We start from the raw sequence: 17,385 nt of genomic DNA, 5'->3' as shown, positions 1-17,385 counted from the left end.
GATCAGAACCCCACCTGATCGCCGCCCTTGAGTTCGAGAATCTCCCGCGCCTCGTCGGGCGTCGCGATCTCCTGTCCCAACCCTTCGATGATCTGGCGCACTTTCGTGACCTGGGCGGCATTGCTTTCGGCAAGACGGCCCCGCCCCAGCCACAAGCTGTCTTCGAGGCCGACCCGGACATTGCCGCCCATGGCCGCTGCCTGAGCCGCAATCACCATCTGGTTGCGTCCGGCACCCAGCACCGACCAGCGATAACTGTCGCCGAACAACCGGTCCGCAGTTCGTTTCATATGGGCAACATCCTCGGGATGGCCACCAATGCCACCAAGGATGCCAAATACCGACTGCACGAAGAGTGGCGGCCTGACCAGTCCACGGTCCAGGAAATGTGCCAGATTATACAGATGGCTGATGTCGTAGCATTCGAATTCGAAGCGCGTCTCGTTGCCGGCACAGGTCTTCAGTACGTACTCGATATCGCCGAAGGTATTGCGGAAGACGAGATTGCGACTTCGTTCGAGGTGCTGGCGTTCCCATTCGTGTTTGAGGTCCTTGAATCGCTCCAGCATGGGATAGAGACCGAAGTTCATCGAACCCATGTTGAGCGATGCCACCTCGGGACGCAGGGCCGCAGCGGGCGAAACGCGCTCCTCGACAGTCATCGACGGGGCGCCGCCCGTGGTGATGTTGATGACGCAGTTCGACTGCTGCTTGATCCGTGGCAGGAAGCGCATGAAGGCTTCAGGCGTCTGGACCGGCCGTCCATCCTCGTCCTCACGGGCATGGAGATGAATGATAGCCGCTCCCGCCTCCGCCGCACCGATGGCCGCTGCCGCGATCTCGTCGGCCGTCGCCGGCAGGTGCGGCGACATGCTGGGCGTATGAATCGAACCGGTAACAGCACAGGTAATGATGGTTTTGCGTGGTCGCGCCATGGTTCCCCTCCCTACGGAATCGCCAAGCCGACACCCGCGCCCCGCCGATATCGGGAGACCGGCTGTATCGACCCGTTTTGCAGCATGTTCACGATATCCCGGCCGTTTCACCCGGACAGAACCACCCCTCCAAGGCGGCGTACCCATGACAAGAAGCCAGCCATGACGACGACCGCATCCCGGATGCGCTGCACCGCGAGTGTGGACGTCCGCTCGACGGCCGTCCAGAGATCAAACCGGTAGAGAGGTCAATAATCGGTTCGGCGACAATGACCGGGCCGCGGGAGTAAGGACACCTGCGCTCAGGTCAGGACAGGTGCCCTATCGTGGGCGCCTTCCTGTATCTTCTGCAACAGATCGCCCAGATCATCCGAAAAGGATGTTCCCTTTCCGAGGTAAGTCACTCCTTCGGGCAATCCCTGCAGACGCTCGTCGTCAGCCGTGAAGCTGGTGAGCACTGCCAGTGTGATCCCGCGGGTGATACCTGCCGCCTTGAGCATGCAGCACAGTTCGACCCCATCGATCTCATCCAGTACGGCAGTGGTGATGAGCAGGTCCGGGCGCGTGCGGGCGGCAAGTTCGAGGGCCTCGTAGGAACGCGTGGCGATATTGACCCGGAAACCGCAATTCTGCAGTTCGCGAGCGACGAAACGCGCGCTGGTCTTCTTGGGATCCACCAGCAATATCTCAAGTTCGAGATGGGCCACGTCGTCGAGACTGGCCGGACGGAGGACGGGAAGCGAGCGGACGAATTCCGCTTCATCCTGCGGGCCGTCGACCTCGCCCGTGGCAAGCGCGTTCATCATGTCGATGAAGACGGCCAGATCATCGAGCCGCAAGGCGGTCGGATCGGAGAGCAGCAGCAGGTAGTTCGAAAAGCGCTGAACCGCCAGATCGAGCAGCCTGTCGTCCATGCCGACACATAGCAGGCGGAGATTGTTGGCCTGCCGTTTCAGCAGGTCCAGACCGGCCTCGACATCATCGCCCCGCCGCATGCTCGCAAGCAACAGCTCGAACTCGTGACAGGCATCGACGACCTCCTGGCGGATTTCGGCGGTCATTTGCGCGTCGTGCGCCAGGTAGTCGAATGCCATGCGCTTCACCCCCGCTCAGGATTCGTCGATCCCCGCATCAGCGGGATGACCTGTGACCCGACCTCCAGTTGTACCGGTCAGACCTTAACCAAGGGTTAACAACGTGTTGATGAAGCGGCGCAGTCAGTTGACCGTCGGCTGGACCCGCCGCTCGTCACGACGGATCCGGGGCTCGGATCCGATGTCGGTGTCGACCAGCCGCAGGGCCTGACGGAAGGGCATCGGTTTCGAGAACAGATAGCCCTGGGCAAGATCGCACCCTGCCCGCGCAAGGAAAGCCCGCTGCTCCTCCGTCTCGACTCCCTCGGCCACCACCGTCTTGCCGAAGGTGTCGGCAAGCCCAATGATGGCCCGAACGATCGCCTCGTCGAAGGAGCCTTGCCCGATACCGCTCACGAACGACTTGTCGATCTTGATTTTCCCAACCGGCAGACGCTTGAGATAGGCCAAGGACGAGTAGCCGGTACCAAAATCGTCAATCGCCAGCTTCAGCCCCATTCGTGCCAGTTGTTCGATATTCCGCCGCATCATGATCTCGGTCGGATCGACGAACAGGCTTTCGGTCAGTTCGAGTTCTATCGAGCTGGGCGGAACACCATGGGTGGCAAGGCTCCGCGATATGACCTCCGGCAGGTCGGACTGGCGCAACTGGGCAGCGGAAATGTTGATGGCCATGGTGAGGTCGACGCCATACTGACGCCACAGGCTGCAGAAGTGGCAGGCCTCGTCGATCAGCCATTTGCCGATGGGACGGATGAGGCCGGATTTTTCGGCGACCGGGATGAACAGGCCCGGGGGGACATTCCCGCGTTCGGGGTGGTGCCAGCGCATGAGGGCCTCGAAGCCGCTTACGCGGCCCGTGGCGAGATTCACCTGGGTCTGGAAATTCAGGAACAGCTGACTCTGCTGTATGGCCTCCTCAAGATCACGCTCCATCTCGCTGCGCTTGCGCAGGCTGCGGATCATGCCCTCGTCGAACATCCGGACCTTGCCGCCGCCATATCGCTTCGCTTCATTCATGGCCATTTCAGCGCGACGCAACAGATCGTCGAGATCCCTTCCGTGATCGGGCCAGAGCGCCATACCACCGCTAAGCGAGGGGCGGACGACGACCGGCGGATCGGCACTGAGTTCCATCGCCGCGCTGACTTGCTTGATCGTGCCGGCAGCGGCAAGCTCGATGGTATCGGCCGATTCGACTTCGCCGACGAGCATGACGAACCGGTCCCCGGCCGTGCGCACGACTGCCTCGGGAGCCATGCTTGCCAGTCTCCATGCGACCTGGCGCAACAATTCGTCGCCCGCCGAAAATCCGTGACACCCGTTGATGTCCGTAAGACGGTCGACGTCAAAACTGAGGATTGCAACCTTGCTGCCGCCCGTCCCGGCACGATTGCAGGCCGCTTCGAGGGCCGGCCTCAGCGATCGCATCTCGGGAAGATCGGTCAGGGCGTCCCTTTCCAAGGGCGATCGGCCGGTCAGACGATCGGAACGGGCACGAATTACAATCGTGGATTTTTTTGGCGACGAAGCTTCACCCTCCTGCCGCCACCCGTCGAGGAAGCGAATGGGCAGGACGACACAGACTGTCGCAAATACGACAGCGCTCATCGCAAACAGCCTTGAGCCCCATTGCAACCATTCGGAACCGAGATCGGAGGTGAGCAAAAGAAGAACAGCCAGAACCAGCACCGCAATTGCGATGCGGTAATCGTCCGATATGCCCCTTTCCTCTTCCGCGACGCGCTGATTTCGACGCACGTCGCCATCCATGTCTTGATATAAGCGCAAAACGGCCCTGCCTCAGACGCAATCCTGCGGGTAGGTTTCTACACCACCAATTGAGGTCACCTTATACGTAAATATTTCGTTATTCAATCGCGTAATGGTTGTCGAAGCAAATATTTTTTCACGTACCACAAGGTGGAAAACGGGCAATACTGTCCAGGGATGAGAAATGGCAAATCATGCATCCGGCAATATGGCGCGCTTTTGCGCCTGACAGCGGCTTCGCAGGCTTCGCCCGACGTCATGCAGGATCATGCGGGCGAAAAATTCGATGCCGTAACGGCAGGTTACACGCCAGCAGGACAGAAAATCCAACGACCGATGCAATGGAAGTTTTTACTTGGAATATTGCTCAACAAGACAATGAAGACTGACAATCAAGATTGCATCCTGAATTTACCTGAAAAATCAACATTTTCTGAAAATTACTAAAAATCAGTTGAATTTAGGAAAATTTATAGCTTAATAGGAAAATATTTACTGGTTATGCAATTTAATGTTTGCGTCTCTTCTCAATCAATACGAACGATTACGTAGGTCAGGATTGCAGGTCGGGAGCCGTTCATTCCACGTCTGCACGACGCGATCTGCTCCCAATCCAGCCTGTCGATGGACAAGTGCGATCCGTGTCGTTAGCCATGAAGCACGACCTGCGAACCATCGAGTCCATGACATGAACATGCGCAACCTTGCGACCATGCCCGAAGAACAGGCCCGGGCGATACGGATCATCTTTTGCGACATCGACGATACCATCACGCTCGATGGCCGGTTGCCGGCAATCGCCTACACGGCACTGGAGAAGCTCGCGGACGCGGGGATCGATGTCGTACCCGTGACCGGCCGGCCGGCCGGCTGGTGCGACATGATCGCCCGCTTCTGGCCGGTGCGCGGAGTCATCGGGGAAAACGGCGCGTTCTACTTCACCTATCTGCGCGACCAGCGAAAGGTGAAGCGGGTCTTCTGGCGCAACGACGAAGCACGCCGGCTCGATCGGGAGAAACTGGAGCAGGTCAAGGTCGAGATCCTTGCATCCGTCAAAGGGTGCGGCGTCGCTTCCGATCAGGCCTATCGTGAAGCCGATCTCGCCATCGATTTCGCCGAGGACGTCGGCCCCTTGCCGCGCGATCAGGTCCTGGCAATCAAGGCCCTGTTCGAGCGGCAAGGGGCCACCGCCAAGATCAGCTCGATCCACGTCAACGGGTGGTTCGGAGATTATGACAAATGCTCAATGTGCGAGCGCTACCTCGCGAACGAACATGAGATGACGCTTGACGAGGCAACCACCATAGCCGCGTTCGTCGGGGACTCGCCCAATGATGAGCCCATGTTCGGGACTTTCCCTTGCTCAATCGGAGTTCGCAATCTAGAAGATTTCCTGAGCGAACTGCGTATCTGCCCGACCTTCATCTGCGAGGGCCGCGGTGGTATCGGTTTCGCGGAATTCGCCGACAGAATTCTTCGAGCTCGGATCTGAGCCATGCGCATGCTGCCCAATCTTCTTAGCCTCGGCCGCATCTTCTGCGGTCCGCTGGTGATCATGTTGCTTGCCCTGCAATCGCAGACGGCCCTCGCCTTCACCATCGTGGTGATGCTGATCTCGGAGGCATCGGATCTCGCCGACGGGCATATAGCCCGACGCTATTCGGCCACCTCCAGCTTCGGCAAGATCGTCGATCCGCTGGCCGACAGCCTCTATCGGGCCATGGTGTTCCTGGCCTTCCTCGATGCCGGCTGGATGCCACTCTGGATGGTGGCGATCATCGTCAGTCGTGATATTCTCGTTTCCTATCTGCGGATCTTCTCACAGCAGAATGGCATTACCCTGTCGGCGAGAATGAGCGGCAAGATCAAGGCGGTAGTCCAGGGTGTCATTCAGATTGCCACCGTCATGGCATTCTTCATCTTCGGATTGCACCCGGAAGCATGGGTCAGCTCGCTGGTGTATGCTGGGCTATTGATCGCAACGCTGGTGACGGCCTGGTCGGCAGTCGATTACACGATTGGTTTCCTGCGATCGGTGGACATTCGCGATACTGTTGCAAACAAGGGGTAAGCAGCATGTCCGGTTGCCGTTCGCGCGTACGTCAGAGGACATTTATCCCGGTCATCGCTGGTCAAAAGGGTTTCAACGGTCTATGCCGGTTAACCAATCACTAACGGCTCGGTGCTATGCTCCATCAATGACGAAGCGGGCATTTCGCTGCCTCACAAAAGAGCGATTAGGGAGCCCATGAAGTTCAGGATCCTCAGACCGATCCTGCGTATCTGGCGGGACAAGGGCTATCGCCCCGGCACTCTCGGCATTTCGCTTGCATCGGGCATGTTCATCGGCTTTTCGCCGACGGTTGGCCTGCAGATGCTGATCTGCATCGTGGTGGGCTTCCTGTGGAACCGGATTTCCAACTTGCGACTGAACTTGCCGGCGATGGTCATCGGCAGCATGGTCGTCAACCCGATCACCATGGGCCCGACCTACTACCTCTACTACAATATCGGTTGCCTGAGCGTCAGTTGTCACGTCGACATGAGTGTCGATCGTTTCGCCAACCTGGGCTCGATTGCCGAACTGGGTTCGACCATACTGTGGGCGGTATTGCTGGGTTCCATTCCCTTCATGCTGGCGAGCATTCCTCTCGGCCTCTATCTGGGCCGCAAATTCGAAGTATTTCTGGAATCACGCAAACTCAAGCGCAAGCAGCGTCGTGGCCGACACAAGATCGGCCTGGCAGCTGCCAACAAGTAGGGACTTTCCAGTTCCACGGAATATACCGGTCACAATGAGAAGTTGCGTGAATTCCGCTCAGCGGCTGTCGCCGAACAGGTCGCCCAGTCCGCCCAGGATCGAACCCTCGCCCTGACTGCCGCCGCGCTGCGGTGCAGCGGTCAGCATGCGCCCGGCGAGTCGCGAGAACGGAAGGCTCTGCAGCCAGACATGCCCGGGACCACGGAGCCGCGCGAAGAACAGCCCTTCACCGCCAAACAGCATGCTCTTGATACCACCGGCCTGCATGATGTCGAAATCAACGGTGTCCGTCAGCGCGGCGAGACAGCCAGTGTCGACATGCAACTCCTCGCCCGCCTTGAGGTCGCGCTGGTAAAGCTTGCCACCGAAGTGAATGAATACCCAACCATCGCCATCGAGCCGCTGCATGATGAAGCCCTCGCCGCCGAACAGCCCGGTAAGGATCTTGCGCTGGAAATGTATGCCGATCTGCACTCCCTTCGCCGCAGCGAGAAAGCTGTCTTTCTGGCATATGAGCCGATGGTTGTATTCTGATAGCTTGAGCGCAAGAATGGTCCCGGGGAATGGTGCCGCGAAGGCCACATGCGCCTTGCCCGAATGTCCCTGATGGGTGAATACCGTCGTGAAGAGGCTTTCGCCAGTCAGCACGCGTTTGCCGGCGCCGATGAGCTTGTCCATGAACCCCGCCCCGGCATCCTGGCCGGAGCCATCGCCGAAGATGGTGTGCATCTCCACCACCGAATCCTTGTACATCATGGCACCGGCCTCGGCGACAGCGCTCTCGCCCGGGTCGAGCTCGACCTCGACATATTGCAGGTCCTCGCCCCGGATCTGGAAGTCGATATCGTCGCTGGCCCGTGGCCGGCCGGGAGGAGGTCCGCCGGCAGCGACCGGAGCAATGCCCAGCAGTTCGGGCGTGCCCGAGACCAGTTGCCAGTTGCCAAAGCCGGGACGCCAGCAATAAGCTTGCGGATTGGCCGCGGCATACTGCCGAGCCTCGGCATCATCCATCGGCCCCACCTGATTGCCATCGATACTGAAATGCCACTGGCTCATCGCACCCGCTCCTCAACTGCCTGATGACATTCGAGTAGCAAGACGCATGCGAGGAATCCAGCGTACATGCATCGTCCGGCCATCGACGAGAACCTGAACTGTTGCACCGATGGGTGCTGGAATTGCCTCAAACCGCTTTCAAGGAGATCGACCGTCGCGGACACTCTTCTGGAGCTCCTTTTTGATCTTCCGGTAGGACTGCGCCTGCCGGTCGCCGATGAGCTCGAGTACGCCGACCAGCACCAGAGCGATCAGGGCGGCGATCAGGCCATACTCGATCGCCGTGCCCCCCTCGGTGTCCCCGGTTCGAAGACCGAACAATTTTCGCCTTGTGAATTTTGTCGACATTCGTCAGCCTTCGATCAAAAAGAATCAACTCACCGTATGGTAAATTGACAAACAAATCGTAAAGGCTTTCCGACGTCCTTCTTCACCCTTTGCCGGGCACAAAGGCGGGAAAATTTATTCACAAATATAAAATGTATTGAATTTTATATTACAAATAGCATTGTTGTTTTATGGCATGGCACTTACCTGAACCGGGGAACGTCGATGGGACTGGAAACATTGAATGCCGGACTCGACGGCATGGCCCTCATACGCAGTGCGCTCGAAGCCTCACCGGGCAAGGTGGCGCTGGTCTCGTCCTTCGGTGCGGAAAGTGCGGTACTGCTCGACATGGTCGCCAGCATCGACCGGACCACACCCGTGGTCTTTCTCGACACGGGTCGCCATTTCCCCGAGACGCTTGACTATCAGCGCGAGCTTTGCGCCCTGCTGGGATTGCGGCACGTACAGACCGCCCAACCGCACGCCAGGGACCTGGGGCGACACGACCCCAATGGACAACTCCACGCCGAAGACGCCGATCTGTGCTGCCATGTGCGCAAGACAGACCCCCTGAGTGAGGCACTCGATGGCTTCGAAGGCTGGATCACGGGCCGCAAGCGCTTCCAGGGCGGCACACGGACAAGGCTGATGACGGTCGAACCCGTTCCTTCCACAGGTCAGGTCAAGTTAAATCCACTGGCCCACTGGACGACCGAAGATATCCGGAATTACCGCCGGCTGCGCCAATTGCCGCTGCACCCGCTGGTGAACCAGGGCTACCCTTCCATTGGCTGCGCCCCGTGCACAAACCCCAGCGAAGGCGAAGGATCGCGCGCCGGGCGCTGGTCGGGAATGGACAAGACCGAGTGTGGCATCCACCTTCATGTCGATGGTTCGGGCATCTGAACACCCAACGGTTGAAGCGACGAACTATGGACGGTCGCGTTCACCGACTCGCCGGGGGTTGACCCGGTTCGGTCAACCGGGCCTCGATGGCCGCAACCGTCCCCTCATCGAGGCCGAGACGTGCGGCCAGCCTGTTGAGGTAGCGGCGCTCGTCATCCGTGTCGACGGTAATGGCCAGCAGGGATGCAGCGTAGACTTCGGCAGCCGTCGCCTCATCGCGCACGGCACTGGTGATTTCGTAGAGGTCGAGGGGCTTGTTCATCTCCGCCTCGACGAAGTCATGCGCTTCCTGTCCCAGTTCCTGCTCATCGATCCGGCCGAGGATCGCCGCACGCTCCTCATCGTCGATGGCTCCATCAGCCTTGGCCGCGGCGATCATCGCCCTGATGAGCAGGATTGCACGATCCTGCGCCGCCCCGGCCGATACTTGCGCCGACGATGTGTGCCGTTCATCCGGAGAAGCCGGCATGGCAGCTGCCGTTCGACCGGGCAGCGGTGGCGGCATGGCGGGCGAACCGGATGCGGGCAGGACCGATCCGGGCAAGGGTGGCGGCGCCCCGCCTCCTCCAGGCAAGGGAGGAGGGCGATGGCCGCCGGGCGCCGCCGGTGGCTGACCGGGAGACATCCCCTGGTCCGGCTGCCTCCGCGACTGTTGCTGGCTGAAATGCTCGAAGGCAGCAATGGCGAGGCCACCCAGCAAAGCCATGCCGCCCCCCTTGGCCATCGTTCCCCGCGACAACCCGCCGGATGCCAGACCACGCAACAGTTTTTCGGCATCGAACATGTGATTTGCCCCCTATGTGCCGGCCATCGCTCCACCGAAGAACCGCCCCACAGCTTCAGCCGACAGGCGCATCCTCGCGCAACAGCCCCTCATGCTTCAGTTCTTTCCAGAAGTCGACCGGGATCGGCGCCTCGAAGATCGCCTTGTTCTGCACGATCTCATCCCTGTTGCGCCCCCCCGGAATGATCGAGGCCACCCGTGGGTGCAGCAGCGGGAACTGGAGCGCGGCGCTGGCCAGTCGGACCCCGTGAGCCTTGCAGACCCGCTCGATGCGGGCGACCCGCTCCATGACGTCGGCAGGAGCCAGCTCATAATTGTAGTAGGCTCCCTCGACCGCACCGGTGGCGAGAATGCCGGTGTTGTATGGACCGCCGATCATCAACGAGACGTCCTTTTCCGCGCAGAGCGGCAGGAGGCTGTCGAGTGCTCCCTGTTCCAGCAGGGTATACCGTCCGGCGAGCAGGAAGGTGTCGAAATCACCGGCCCGGGCAAACGCCTCGCAGGCCGCGACCTCGTTGATGCCGGCACCTATGGCCTTGACCACGCCCTGCTCCCGCATCTCGACCAGGGCCTTGTAGGCGCCTCCGTCCATGCATTCGCGGAACCGCTGAAGCCGCGCCTCCTCGCTGCCATGGGTCCAGATGTCGACATCGTGAATCAGCAGGACATCGATGCGATGGGTACCGATGCGCGCAAGGCTGGCCTCGATCGACCGCATCGCACCATCATAGGAGTAGTCATAGACGCCCTCGAACGGGAGGGTGTCCTTGAACAGGCCGCCATCAAGCGATTTCGGATCCTTCGCATGCAGCAATCGCCCGACCTTGGTGGACAGCACATAACTGTCCCGGTCAAGCCAGCGCAACGTCTCGCCGATGCGATGTTCCGACAGGCCGAACCCGTAAAGCGGTGCCGTATCGAAGAATCTCAAGCCGAGATCATAGGCGGTACGCACCGTCTCGTGCGCCTGCTCGTCGCTGAATCCGGCATAGAGATTGCCCAGCGGCGCACCGCCAAAGCCCATGACCGGTACCTTCAGGTCGGCACTGCCGAGCTTGCGTCTCTCGCTGACCTTCATGATTTGTCCTCCCCCGATTCATCCCGATGAACCAACAACGGGCAATGGTAATGGCTTGCATGCCTGACGCAAGAACCTAGACTGCGCCCCTGACGATCCCGACCTCCGGGGCATGGTCTCCATGCACGGGAGCAGACCGGGACAGAGCATGGTCAGGGACACGATATTGAAGACCCGGCTTTCCGTTGCAACAACACTATCCATTGCCGTTTCGACCGTGAGTGCCCCGGACGCCCGGGCCGCAGGGTTTGCGCTCAAGGAGCAGTCGGCAACCGCGCAGGGCAACGCATTCGCGGGTGCGGCGACCGAAGCCGCGGATGCGAGCTACATGTTCTTCAACCCGGCGGCACTGGGCCGGCTGGAAAGGATGGAGGCGACGGCCTCGGTCACCTACATCTCGCCCACAAGCAAGCTCAAGCGGGCCAACGCATCGTCGGCAACCGGTGTACCGTTCACGGGTTCGGGCGACGCCAACGATATCGGTGAAGGAGGCATGATTCCGGCACTCTACGGCGTTGCACCGCTGAATGATGACTGGCGGATCGGGATCGCCATCACCGCACCCTTCGGCCTCAAGACGGAATATGACGGGGGCTGGGTGGGCCGGTATCACGGCGTCATGTCGGAACTCCAGTCGGTCAACATCAATCCCGTGGTTTCCTATAATCCGACCCCCTGGCTGAGCGTCGCCGGCGGCCTGCAGGTTCAGTACATGAAGGCCAAGCTGACCAATGCCGTCGATTTCGGGACGATCTCGGGTCTGGGAGCAGGTGCGTTCGACGGATTTGCCGACCTCAAGGGCGACGATATCGCCTACGGTTACAACCTCGGGGCCATCACCGAGCCGGTCGAGGGATTGCGTTTCGGGATCGCCTATCGCTCATCCGTCAATCATACCCTTCGCGGCGACGTCGATTTCGACGTACCTGCCGTGCTGCAGCCGGCACTGGGCGCCACCTTTGCCCACACGAACATCGACGCGGACTTCAAGTCGCCGGCGAGCGTGACGATGGGAATCGCCCAGGATGTAACCGACAAGCTGACATTGATGGCAGGCGCCACCTGGACGAAATGGTCGAATTTCGACGAACTGCGAATAGAATTCCAAAGCGACCTTCCCGATAATGTCACCGAGGAAAAATGGGACGATCAGTGGTCGTTTGCGGTCGGTGCCACCTACAAGGCCAACGATCAGCTGACCCTGCGCGCGGGCGGCGCCTTCGACCAGAAAGCGCTGGATACTGAATATCGTACACCGCGAATACCGGACAATGACCGGTTCTGGCTGTCCACCGGCATGAGCTATGACTACACGGATTCTGTTTCGGTCAGCCTCGGCTATACCCATATCTTCGTGCAAGATGCCAATATCCGCCTCAAGGCAACCGACCCCGGCAATGGAACACGCGGCAATCTCGACGCAAGGTACGATTCGGACATCGACCTCATTGCCCTGAGCGGGACTTTCCGCTTCTGATCCTGTTGTCACGAGTGAGAATTTGCTCGATCGTCACTGGTGCAAAATCGGGGATATCCACGCTCGCGTCGAACTGCCGGACCAGAGACTTCATCCATCCGTGGCTGTGACCATGCAGCCATCGCGAGTTCGACATGGTCGCGGCCACTCGCCCCGCCATGGCCAAATCGATGCCCGCCCGTAAACCATGTCTTCATGTTCGACAGTCATGCTCCGGACAATTTTTCTGGACAAGCTTGCACTGAATTGGTTATGTGAATGAACGTTCATTCATATCCGGTCCATCATCATGAGCGACATGACGACCCGTACCCGCCTCGACGACGCCGCCATCCGATTGTTCGCGCGACATGGCGTTGCCGGAACATCGGTTCGCGATATCGCCCAGTCGGCACGGATTGCCGATGGCACACTCTACCGGCACTACAATTCCAAAGAAGAGATGGCGCGGTGCCTGTTCGAGCGGCATTATGGCGACCTCGCGCGCAGCTTTGCCGCCAGCGCGGCCCCGCACCGGCCGGTCGGCAAGCGGTTGCGGGCCGTCATCGCCGATGCCTATCGCCTGTTTGATGACAATCCCGACCTGTTCGGCTTCCTGCTGCTGAGTCAGCATGACCATCTGAAGGATGTGAGCGAACATCAACCATCTCCGGTCGACATCGTTCGCGACTTGTTGATCGACGCCATGACGGATGGCGAAATTCCCGAATGCGATCCGGAATTCGCCGCGTCGCTGGTTTTCGGCATTGCCCTGCAACCGGCTGTATTTACCGTCTATGGACGCCTGCACGGACCGCTCAGCGATCGGGCCGATGCCGTTGCCGATGCCGCCCTGCGCTCGCTGGCCAGCCATGCCGGCACGCACTGAAATCCCGCTGCCGGCCATCCGTCATGGCTATACGGCCTGGAGCGACATTGCCATGCAGGAAGGCTGGCGCGTCCAGCATCACGTGGGCGATGGCTGTTGCCGCCTGGTCAATCCCCGGGGCCTCGTCATCGCGAAAGGTCCTCGAAACGAGATAATCAAGGATTGGCGAAGATATGCCGTTGCCGGAAGCGTAGCCGTCGACCGCGTTCTCCTGCTGCACGGGCTATCGCGCACCGGCCGGATCTACAGACGCATCAGCCGTTCCCTGACTGCCGCCGGTTTCGAGGTCATCGCGCCCAGCTACCCCTCCCTGCGCCAGTCGCTCGACGATCACGCCAGGGACATGCGCAGCGTCCTCGATCACCTGTCACATACGGGCAACATCTCCCTTGTCGGGCACAGCCTCGGCGGACTCATCGTGCATCGGCTCATCGACGAGCCGGGGGCATGGAAGGACCGTCTCGATCTGCGCGCCGCCGTGCTCATCACCGTTCCCCACAACGGCTCGCGCCTCGGCGCACGGGTCGCCCGCCACCCCCTTGCGGCCCGGCTGCTCGGGCCATCGCTGCAGGACTGCCTGCCCGGCCGCCAGCGGCTGGCCCGGACCGACGGGTTGCCCATCCTCAACATACTGGGCCTGACGGGCTACCGCACCGGCTTCAATCCGGGCTTCGGCCGCGACAACGACCTCGTCCTGGCCGAGGACGAGATGCATCTGGCCACGGCGACCCACCAGGCCCGCGTTCCACGACCTCACGGGCTGATCTACCGTGCAGGCTCGACCGTTTCGCTCATCACCCGATTCCTGCAGGGCGCACATGCCCCGCATCATCGAGAAGGGGAAGCCCCATGAAAACCTCCCTGCTCGGCGGCGGACGTTTCGCCGGCCTGTTCTGGACCCAGTTCATGGGTGCGATGAACGACAATTTCTTCAAGAACGCGCTCGTCATCCTGATCCTCTACGACCTCATGAAGGGGCCCGAAGGCGAGAAGCTGGTGACCATCGCCGCGGGACTGTTCATCCTGCCGTTCTTCCTCTTCTCGGCAACCGCGGGTCAGCTTGCCGACCGCCACGACAAGGCATGGCTGACACGGATGATCAAGGTCGGCGAAATCATCATCATGATCGGCGGCGTAGCCGGGTTCCTGCTCGGCAATGTCACATTGTTGATGGCGCTGCTGTTCCTCATGGGTACCCAGAGCACGCTGTTCGGTCCGATCAAGTACGGCATCATTCCCGATCTCGTCGACGAGAACGACCTGATGAACGCCAACGGCCTGATCGAGGGCGGCACCTTCCTCGCCATCCTCATCGGCACCATCGCGGGCGGCCTCCTCATCGCCATGCCGGGCGGCATCGCCTGGGTCTCGGCCGGCATCATCGCCATAGCCATCGCCGGCTATCTCGCCAGCCGCATGATCCCCGCTCAGGAGCCGGCGGACCCGGACCTGCGCATCGACTGGAACATCATCGGCGAGACCGGTCGCCTGATGGCCTACCTGTTCGCGGACCGGAGGCTGAAGCTGGCGGCCATCGGCGTCAGCTGGTTCTGGTTCGTCGGTGCCATCTTCCTCGCGCAGGTACCTTCCTTCGCCAAGGTGCTCATCGGCGCCGACGAACATGTCGTCACCCTGTTCCTGACCCTGTTCTCCATCGGCATCGGTGTGGGTTCCATCCTGGCCGCCCGTATCACCGGCAACCGGGTAAGCACGACGCCCGTTCCCTTCGCGGCCATCGCCATGGCCATCTTCACGGTCGACCTGTTCTTCGCCACCCGGGCGGTACCACCGGCCAACGGCGTACTGACGCTGATGGCCTTCGTCAGCGAACCCTTTGCCTGGCGGATCATGGTCGATCTGGTCGGCATCGCCCTTTCCGGCGGTCTTTTCGTCGTGCCGATGTTTGCGGCTATTCAGGCATGGGCCGAACCGGAGCAGCGGTCGCGCGTGATCGCGGCGGTCAATATCGTCAATGCAGGTTTCATGGTCGCATCGGCGGCACTCACCCTGGTGTTGCAGGCCATCGGTCTCGACATCGCCCAGATCTTCCTCGTGACCGGCATCGCCAACGTCGCCGTCGCGATCTACATCGCCCGGCTGCTGCCCGACGACCTGCTGCGCGGGACCGCACGGACGCTGTTCACCCTCCTCTACCGGCTTGAGGTCAAGGACATCGAGAATCTCGACAGGGCGGGCCCGCGCTCCGTGGTGGTGGTCAACCACCTGAGCTTCCTCGACGCACCGCTCATGTTGTCCCTGCTGCATGAAAAGCCGCTTTTCGCCATCTACAGCGGCATGGCCAAACGCTGGTGGGTCAAGCCATTCCTGACGCTGGTCGAGGCCATGCCCGTCGATCCGGCCAATCCGATGGCAGTCAAGTCCCTGGTCGCAAAGGTAAGGGAAGGTCGCCGACTGATCATCTTCCCCGAAGGGCGCATAACCGTCACCGGCGCACTCATGAAGGTCTATGACGGACCCGCGCTCATTGCCGACAAGGCCGATGCGAGTATCGTCGCGGTGCGCATCGAAGGTTCCGAACAGACGCCGTTCTCGCGGCTCACCCCGAGCCAGATCCGCCGTCGATGGTTCCCGAAGATCAGGGTCACCTTCATGGAGCCGCGCAAGCTCGAACTCGACGACGATCTGACTCCGCGCGAACGGCGGGCCGCTTCCGGCAATGCGCTCTACGACATCATGACCGAGCTTGCGGTTCGCACGGCCAACTTCGACACCACCATCTTCGATGCGGTGCTGACAGCCGGCGAACGGCACGGCATGGGAACCATTATCGCCGAAGACGTACTGGACAGCAGTATTTCCTATCGCAAGCTGATAGCAGGTTCGCTCGTCCTCGGCCGCAAGCTGGAAGCGCATACCGTCGAGCGTGAACACGTGGGCGTGATGCTGCCCAATGCCGTTGCGGCCATCGTCGCCTTTATGGCGCTGCAGGCAACGGCACGAGTGCCGGCGATGATCAACTTCACGGCGGGTGCGGCCAACATCAGCGCCGGCTGCGGTGCGGCCCGGGTCAAGCTGATCGTTTCATCCCGAGCCTTCGTCGAGCAGGCCAGGCTGCAGGGTCTGGTGAATACGCTCGAAAGGGACTTCCGCTTCCTCTGGCTTGAGGACGTGCGCCTTTCGATCGGATTGGGCGATCGGCTCTCCGGCCTCCTGGGCGCCATGCGTCCGCGTTCCATCAAGCGCCGGGGCCTGGCCGGGGATGCCGCCACCATTCTCTTCACATCGGGCTCTGAAGGAACGCCGAAGGGCGTGGTCCTGTCGCATCGCAACCTGCTGTCGAACTGCGCACAGGTCATCTCGCGCATCGACGTGAACATGCAGGACAAGGTCTTCAACATCCTGCCGACCTTCCACAGCTTTGGCCTTCTGGGTGGAGTGCTGATGCCGGTGATGAACGGCGTACCGGTTTTCATGTACCCATCGCCGCTGCACTACCGGATCGTCCCGGAAGCCGTTTACGCGACCAATTCGACCATCATGTTCGCCACCGACACCTTCCTCGCCGGTTATGCCCGCAAGGCCCATCCCTACGATTTCCGCAGCCTGCGCTACGTCTTTGCGGGAGCCGAGGCGGTCAAGGACGAGACCCGGCGGCTCTGGATGGAAAAGTTCGGCCATCGCATACTCGAAGGCTACGGCCTTACGGAGACGTCGCCGGTACTGGCCCTGAATACGCCGATGTTCAATCGCAGCGGTACGGTGGGCCGCCTCCTCCCCCTGATCGACCACCGCCTCGAACCGGTTCCCGGCATCGACGAGGGCGGCAAGCTCGTCGTCCATGGCCCCAATGTCATGAAGGGCTACCTGCTGGCCGACGATCCGGGCGTATTGAAGCCGCTCGAGGATGGATGGTTCGATACCGGCGACATTGTTGACATCAGCCGGGATGGTTTCGTCACCATCAAGGGGAGGGCAAAACGTTTTGCAAAGATCGCGGGCGAGATGATCTCGCTGTCGGCAGTGGAAGCCATGGTGGGCGAGGTCTGGCCGGACGAACATCACGCCGTCGTTGCCCTGCCCGACGCCCGCAAGGGAGAACGGCTGGTGCTGCTGACCACCAAGGAGAATGCCGATCGCCGCACCATTCAGGAGCACGGCCGGGCGACGGGTCGCACCGAGCTCAGCGTTCCGGCCGATATCATCACCCTTGAGAAGATCCCGCTTCTGGGTTCGGGCAAGACCGACTTCACAGCCTGCCGCAAGCTTGCCGAAGAGCGGCTCGGACAGGCGGTTGCCTGAAGTCAGGCTTGCCAGCAAGGAGATGAGGCTCTAGTCGGGAATTTCTCATGCAAGTCGGGGAGG

At 60.8% G+C, this 17,385-nt stretch carries 16 protein-coding genes; 9 read left to right on the top strand and 7 right to left on the bottom strand.

Features of this window, described 5'->3' with window-relative positions:
• Nucleotides 1–2: 2 nt before the first annotated feature.
• The 3 genes from H6851_07460 to H6851_07450 form a co-directional block, all read right to left on the bottom strand.
• Nucleotides 3–935, bottom strand: a complete 933-nt coding sequence (locus H6851_07460) for a 3-keto-5-aminohexanoate cleavage protein (protein ID MCB9943443.1) — start codon at nt 933–935, stop codon at nt 3–5.
• Nucleotides 936–1,237: 302 nt separating this feature from the next.
• Complete coding sequence (locus H6851_07455) at nt 1,238–2,029, bottom strand: response regulator (GenBank protein MCB9943442.1); 792 nt, start codon at nt 2,027–2,029, stop codon at nt 1,238–1,240.
• Nucleotides 2,030–2,152: 123 nt separating this feature from the next.
• Nucleotides 2,153–3,790 carry a bifunctional diguanylate cyclase/phosphodiesterase gene (locus H6851_07450; GenBank protein MCB9943441.1) on the bottom strand — a complete coding sequence of 546 codons (1,638 nt, stop codon included), beginning with the start codon at nt 3,788–3,790 and terminating at the stop codon, nt 2,153–2,155.
• Between the two features lie 189 nt (nt 3,791–3,979).
• Here H6851_07450 and H6851_07445 point away from each other — a divergent pair, with 189 nt between their 5' ends.
• The 4 genes from H6851_07445 to H6851_07430 all read left to right on the top strand — a co-directional run bounded on the left by H6851_07445 (nt 3,980) and on the right by H6851_07430 (nt 6,563).
• A complete protein-coding gene (locus H6851_07445) occupies nt 3,980–4,249 on the top strand; it encodes a hypothetical protein (GenBank protein MCB9943440.1) in 270 nt (89 codons plus the stop codon).
• Between the two features lie 247 nt (nt 4,250–4,496).
• The gene (locus tag H6851_07440; GenBank protein MCB9943439.1) at nt 4,497–5,294 is read left to right on the top strand and encodes an HAD-IIB family hydrolase; all 798 of its coding nucleotides are present in this window, start codon (nt 4,497–4,499) and stop codon (nt 5,292–5,294) included.
• A 3-nt stretch (nt 5,295–5,297) separates the two neighbouring features.
• Nucleotides 5,298–5,873, top strand: coding sequence for a CDP-diacylglycerol--glycerol-3-phosphate 3-phosphatidyltransferase (gene pgsA, locus H6851_07435; GenBank protein MCB9943438.1), 576 nt, complete (start codon nt 5,298–5,300; stop codon nt 5,871–5,873).
• Nucleotides 5,874–6,050: 177 nt separating this feature from the next.
• Nucleotides 6,051–6,563 (top strand): DUF2062 domain-containing protein, encoded by a 513-nt coding sequence (locus H6851_07430; protein ID MCB9943437.1) that lies wholly within the window; start codon nt 6,051–6,053, stop codon nt 6,561–6,563.
• A gap of 57 nt (nt 6,564–6,620) precedes the next feature.
• Here H6851_07430 and H6851_07425 read toward each other — a convergent pair whose 3' ends face one another.
• Both H6851_07425 and H6851_07420 read right to left on the bottom strand, forming a co-directional pair.
• Nucleotides 6,621–7,619, bottom strand: a complete 999-nt coding sequence (locus H6851_07425) for a TIGR00266 family protein (GenBank protein MCB9943436.1) — start codon at nt 7,617–7,619, stop codon at nt 6,621–6,623.
• A 138-nt stretch (nt 7,620–7,757) separates the two neighbouring features.
• The gene (locus H6851_07420) at nt 7,758–7,967 is read right to left on the bottom strand and encodes a Flp family type IVb pilin (GenBank protein ID MCB9943435.1); all 210 of its coding nucleotides are present in this window, start codon (nt 7,965–7,967) and stop codon (nt 7,758–7,760) included.
• A gap of 204 nt (nt 7,968–8,171) precedes the next feature.
• Here H6851_07420 and H6851_07415 point away from each other — a divergent pair, with 204 nt between their 5' ends.
• Nucleotides 8,172–8,855, top strand: a complete 684-nt coding sequence (locus H6851_07415) for a phosphoadenylyl-sulfate reductase (protein ID MCB9943434.1) — start codon at nt 8,172–8,174, stop codon at nt 8,853–8,855.
• A 40-nt stretch (nt 8,856–8,895) separates the two neighbouring features.
• Here the strand turns inward: H6851_07415 and H6851_07410 are convergent, their stop codons facing one another.
• Both H6851_07410 and H6851_07405 read right to left on the bottom strand, forming a co-directional pair.
• On the bottom strand, nt 8,896–9,639 hold the full coding sequence (locus tag H6851_07410) for a tellurite resistance TerB family protein (GenBank protein MCB9943433.1): 744 nt from the start codon (nt 9,637–9,639) through the stop codon (nt 8,896–8,898).
• A gap of 55 nt (nt 9,640–9,694) precedes the next feature.
• Complete coding sequence (locus H6851_07405) at nt 9,695–10,717, bottom strand: aldo/keto reductase (protein MCB9943432.1); 1,023 nt, start codon at nt 10,715–10,717, stop codon at nt 9,695–9,697.
• 148 nt (nt 10,718–10,865) lie between these two features.
• On the opposite strand from H6851_07405, the gene H6851_07400 reads away from it, so the two are divergent.
• The 4 genes from H6851_07400 (at nt 10,866) to H6851_07385 (ending at nt 17,322) form a co-directional block, all read left to right on the top strand.
• The gene (locus H6851_07400; protein MCB9943431.1) at nt 10,866–12,194 is read left to right on the top strand and encodes an outer membrane protein transport protein; all 1,329 of its coding nucleotides are present in this window, start codon (nt 10,866–10,868) and stop codon (nt 12,192–12,194) included.
• Between the two features lie 289 nt (nt 12,195–12,483).
• Nucleotides 12,484–13,062: a TetR/AcrR family transcriptional regulator gene (locus H6851_07395; protein MCB9943430.1), complete on the top strand. Its 579-nt coding sequence runs from the start codon at nt 12,484–12,486 to the stop codon at nt 13,060–13,062.
• Nucleotides 13,046–13,915, top strand: coding sequence for an alpha/beta fold hydrolase (locus H6851_07390; protein MCB9943429.1), 870 nt, complete (start codon nt 13,046–13,048; stop codon nt 13,913–13,915). Before H6851_07395 ends, H6851_07390 begins: the two co-directional genes overlap by 17 nt.
• Nucleotides 13,912–17,322: an acyl-[ACP]--phospholipid O-acyltransferase gene (locus H6851_07385; GenBank protein MCB9943428.1), complete on the top strand. Its 3,411-nt coding sequence runs from the start codon at nt 13,912–13,914 to the stop codon at nt 17,320–17,322. Before H6851_07390 ends, H6851_07385 begins: the two co-directional genes overlap by 4 nt.
• Nucleotides 17,323–17,385 lie beyond the last annotated feature (63 nt).

Source organism: Geminicoccaceae bacterium, assembly GCA_020638465.1.
Lineage (GTDB): Bacteria > Pseudomonadota > Alphaproteobacteria > Geminicoccales > Geminicoccaceae > JAGREO01.
Note: the sequence above shows the minus strand (reverse complement) of the source record. Positions and strands in the feature narration are given on the sequence as shown.

Excerpts from the sequence above, each read along its gene's own strand:
- H6851_07460 (MCB9943443.1), bottom strand. The coding sequence starts at position 935 with ATGGCGCGACCACGCAAAACCATCATTACCTGTGCTGTTACCGGTTCG.
- H6851_07455 (MCB9943442.1), bottom strand. The coding sequence starts at position 2,029 with ATGGCATTCGACTACCTGGCGCACGACGCGCAAATGACCGCCGAAATC.
- H6851_07445 (MCB9943440.1), top strand. The coding sequence starts at position 3,980 with ATGAGAAATGGCAAATCATGCATCCGGCAATATGGCGCGCTTTTGCGC.
- H6851_07440 (MCB9943439.1), top strand. The coding sequence starts at position 4,497 with ATGCGCAACCTTGCGACCATGCCCGAAGAACAGGCCCGGGCGATACGG.
- pgsA (MCB9943438.1), top strand. The coding sequence starts at position 5,298 with ATGCGCATGCTGCCCAATCTTCTTAGCCTCGGCCGCATCTTCTGCGGT.
- H6851_07430 (MCB9943437.1), top strand. The coding sequence starts at position 6,051 with ATGAAGTTCAGGATCCTCAGACCGATCCTGCGTATCTGGCGGGACAAG.
- H6851_07425 (MCB9943436.1), bottom strand. The coding sequence starts at position 7,619 with ATGAGCCAGTGGCATTTCAGTATCGATGGCAATCAGGTGGGGCCGATG.
- H6851_07420 (MCB9943435.1), bottom strand. The coding sequence starts at position 7,967 with ATGTCGACAAAATTCACAAGGCGAAAATTGTTCGGTCTTCGAACCGGG.
- H6851_07415 (MCB9943434.1), top strand. The coding sequence starts at position 8,172 with ATGGGACTGGAAACATTGAATGCCGGACTCGACGGCATGGCCCTCATA.
- H6851_07410 (MCB9943433.1), bottom strand. The coding sequence starts at position 9,639 with ATGTTCGATGCCGAAAAACTGTTGCGTGGTCTGGCATCCGGCGGGTTG.
- H6851_07405 (MCB9943432.1), bottom strand. The coding sequence starts at position 10,717 with ATGAAGGTCAGCGAGAGACGCAAGCTCGGCAGTGCCGACCTGAAGGTA.
- H6851_07400 (MCB9943431.1), top strand. The coding sequence starts at position 10,866 with ATGGTCAGGGACACGATATTGAAGACCCGGCTTTCCGTTGCAACAACA.
- H6851_07395 (MCB9943430.1), top strand. The coding sequence starts at position 12,484 with ATGAGCGACATGACGACCCGTACCCGCCTCGACGACGCCGCCATCCGA.
- H6851_07390 (MCB9943429.1), top strand. The coding sequence starts at position 13,046 with ATGCCGGCACGCACTGAAATCCCGCTGCCGGCCATCCGTCATGGCTAT.
- H6851_07385 (MCB9943428.1), top strand. The coding sequence starts at position 13,912 with ATGAAAACCTCCCTGCTCGGCGGCGGACGTTTCGCCGGCCTGTTCTGG.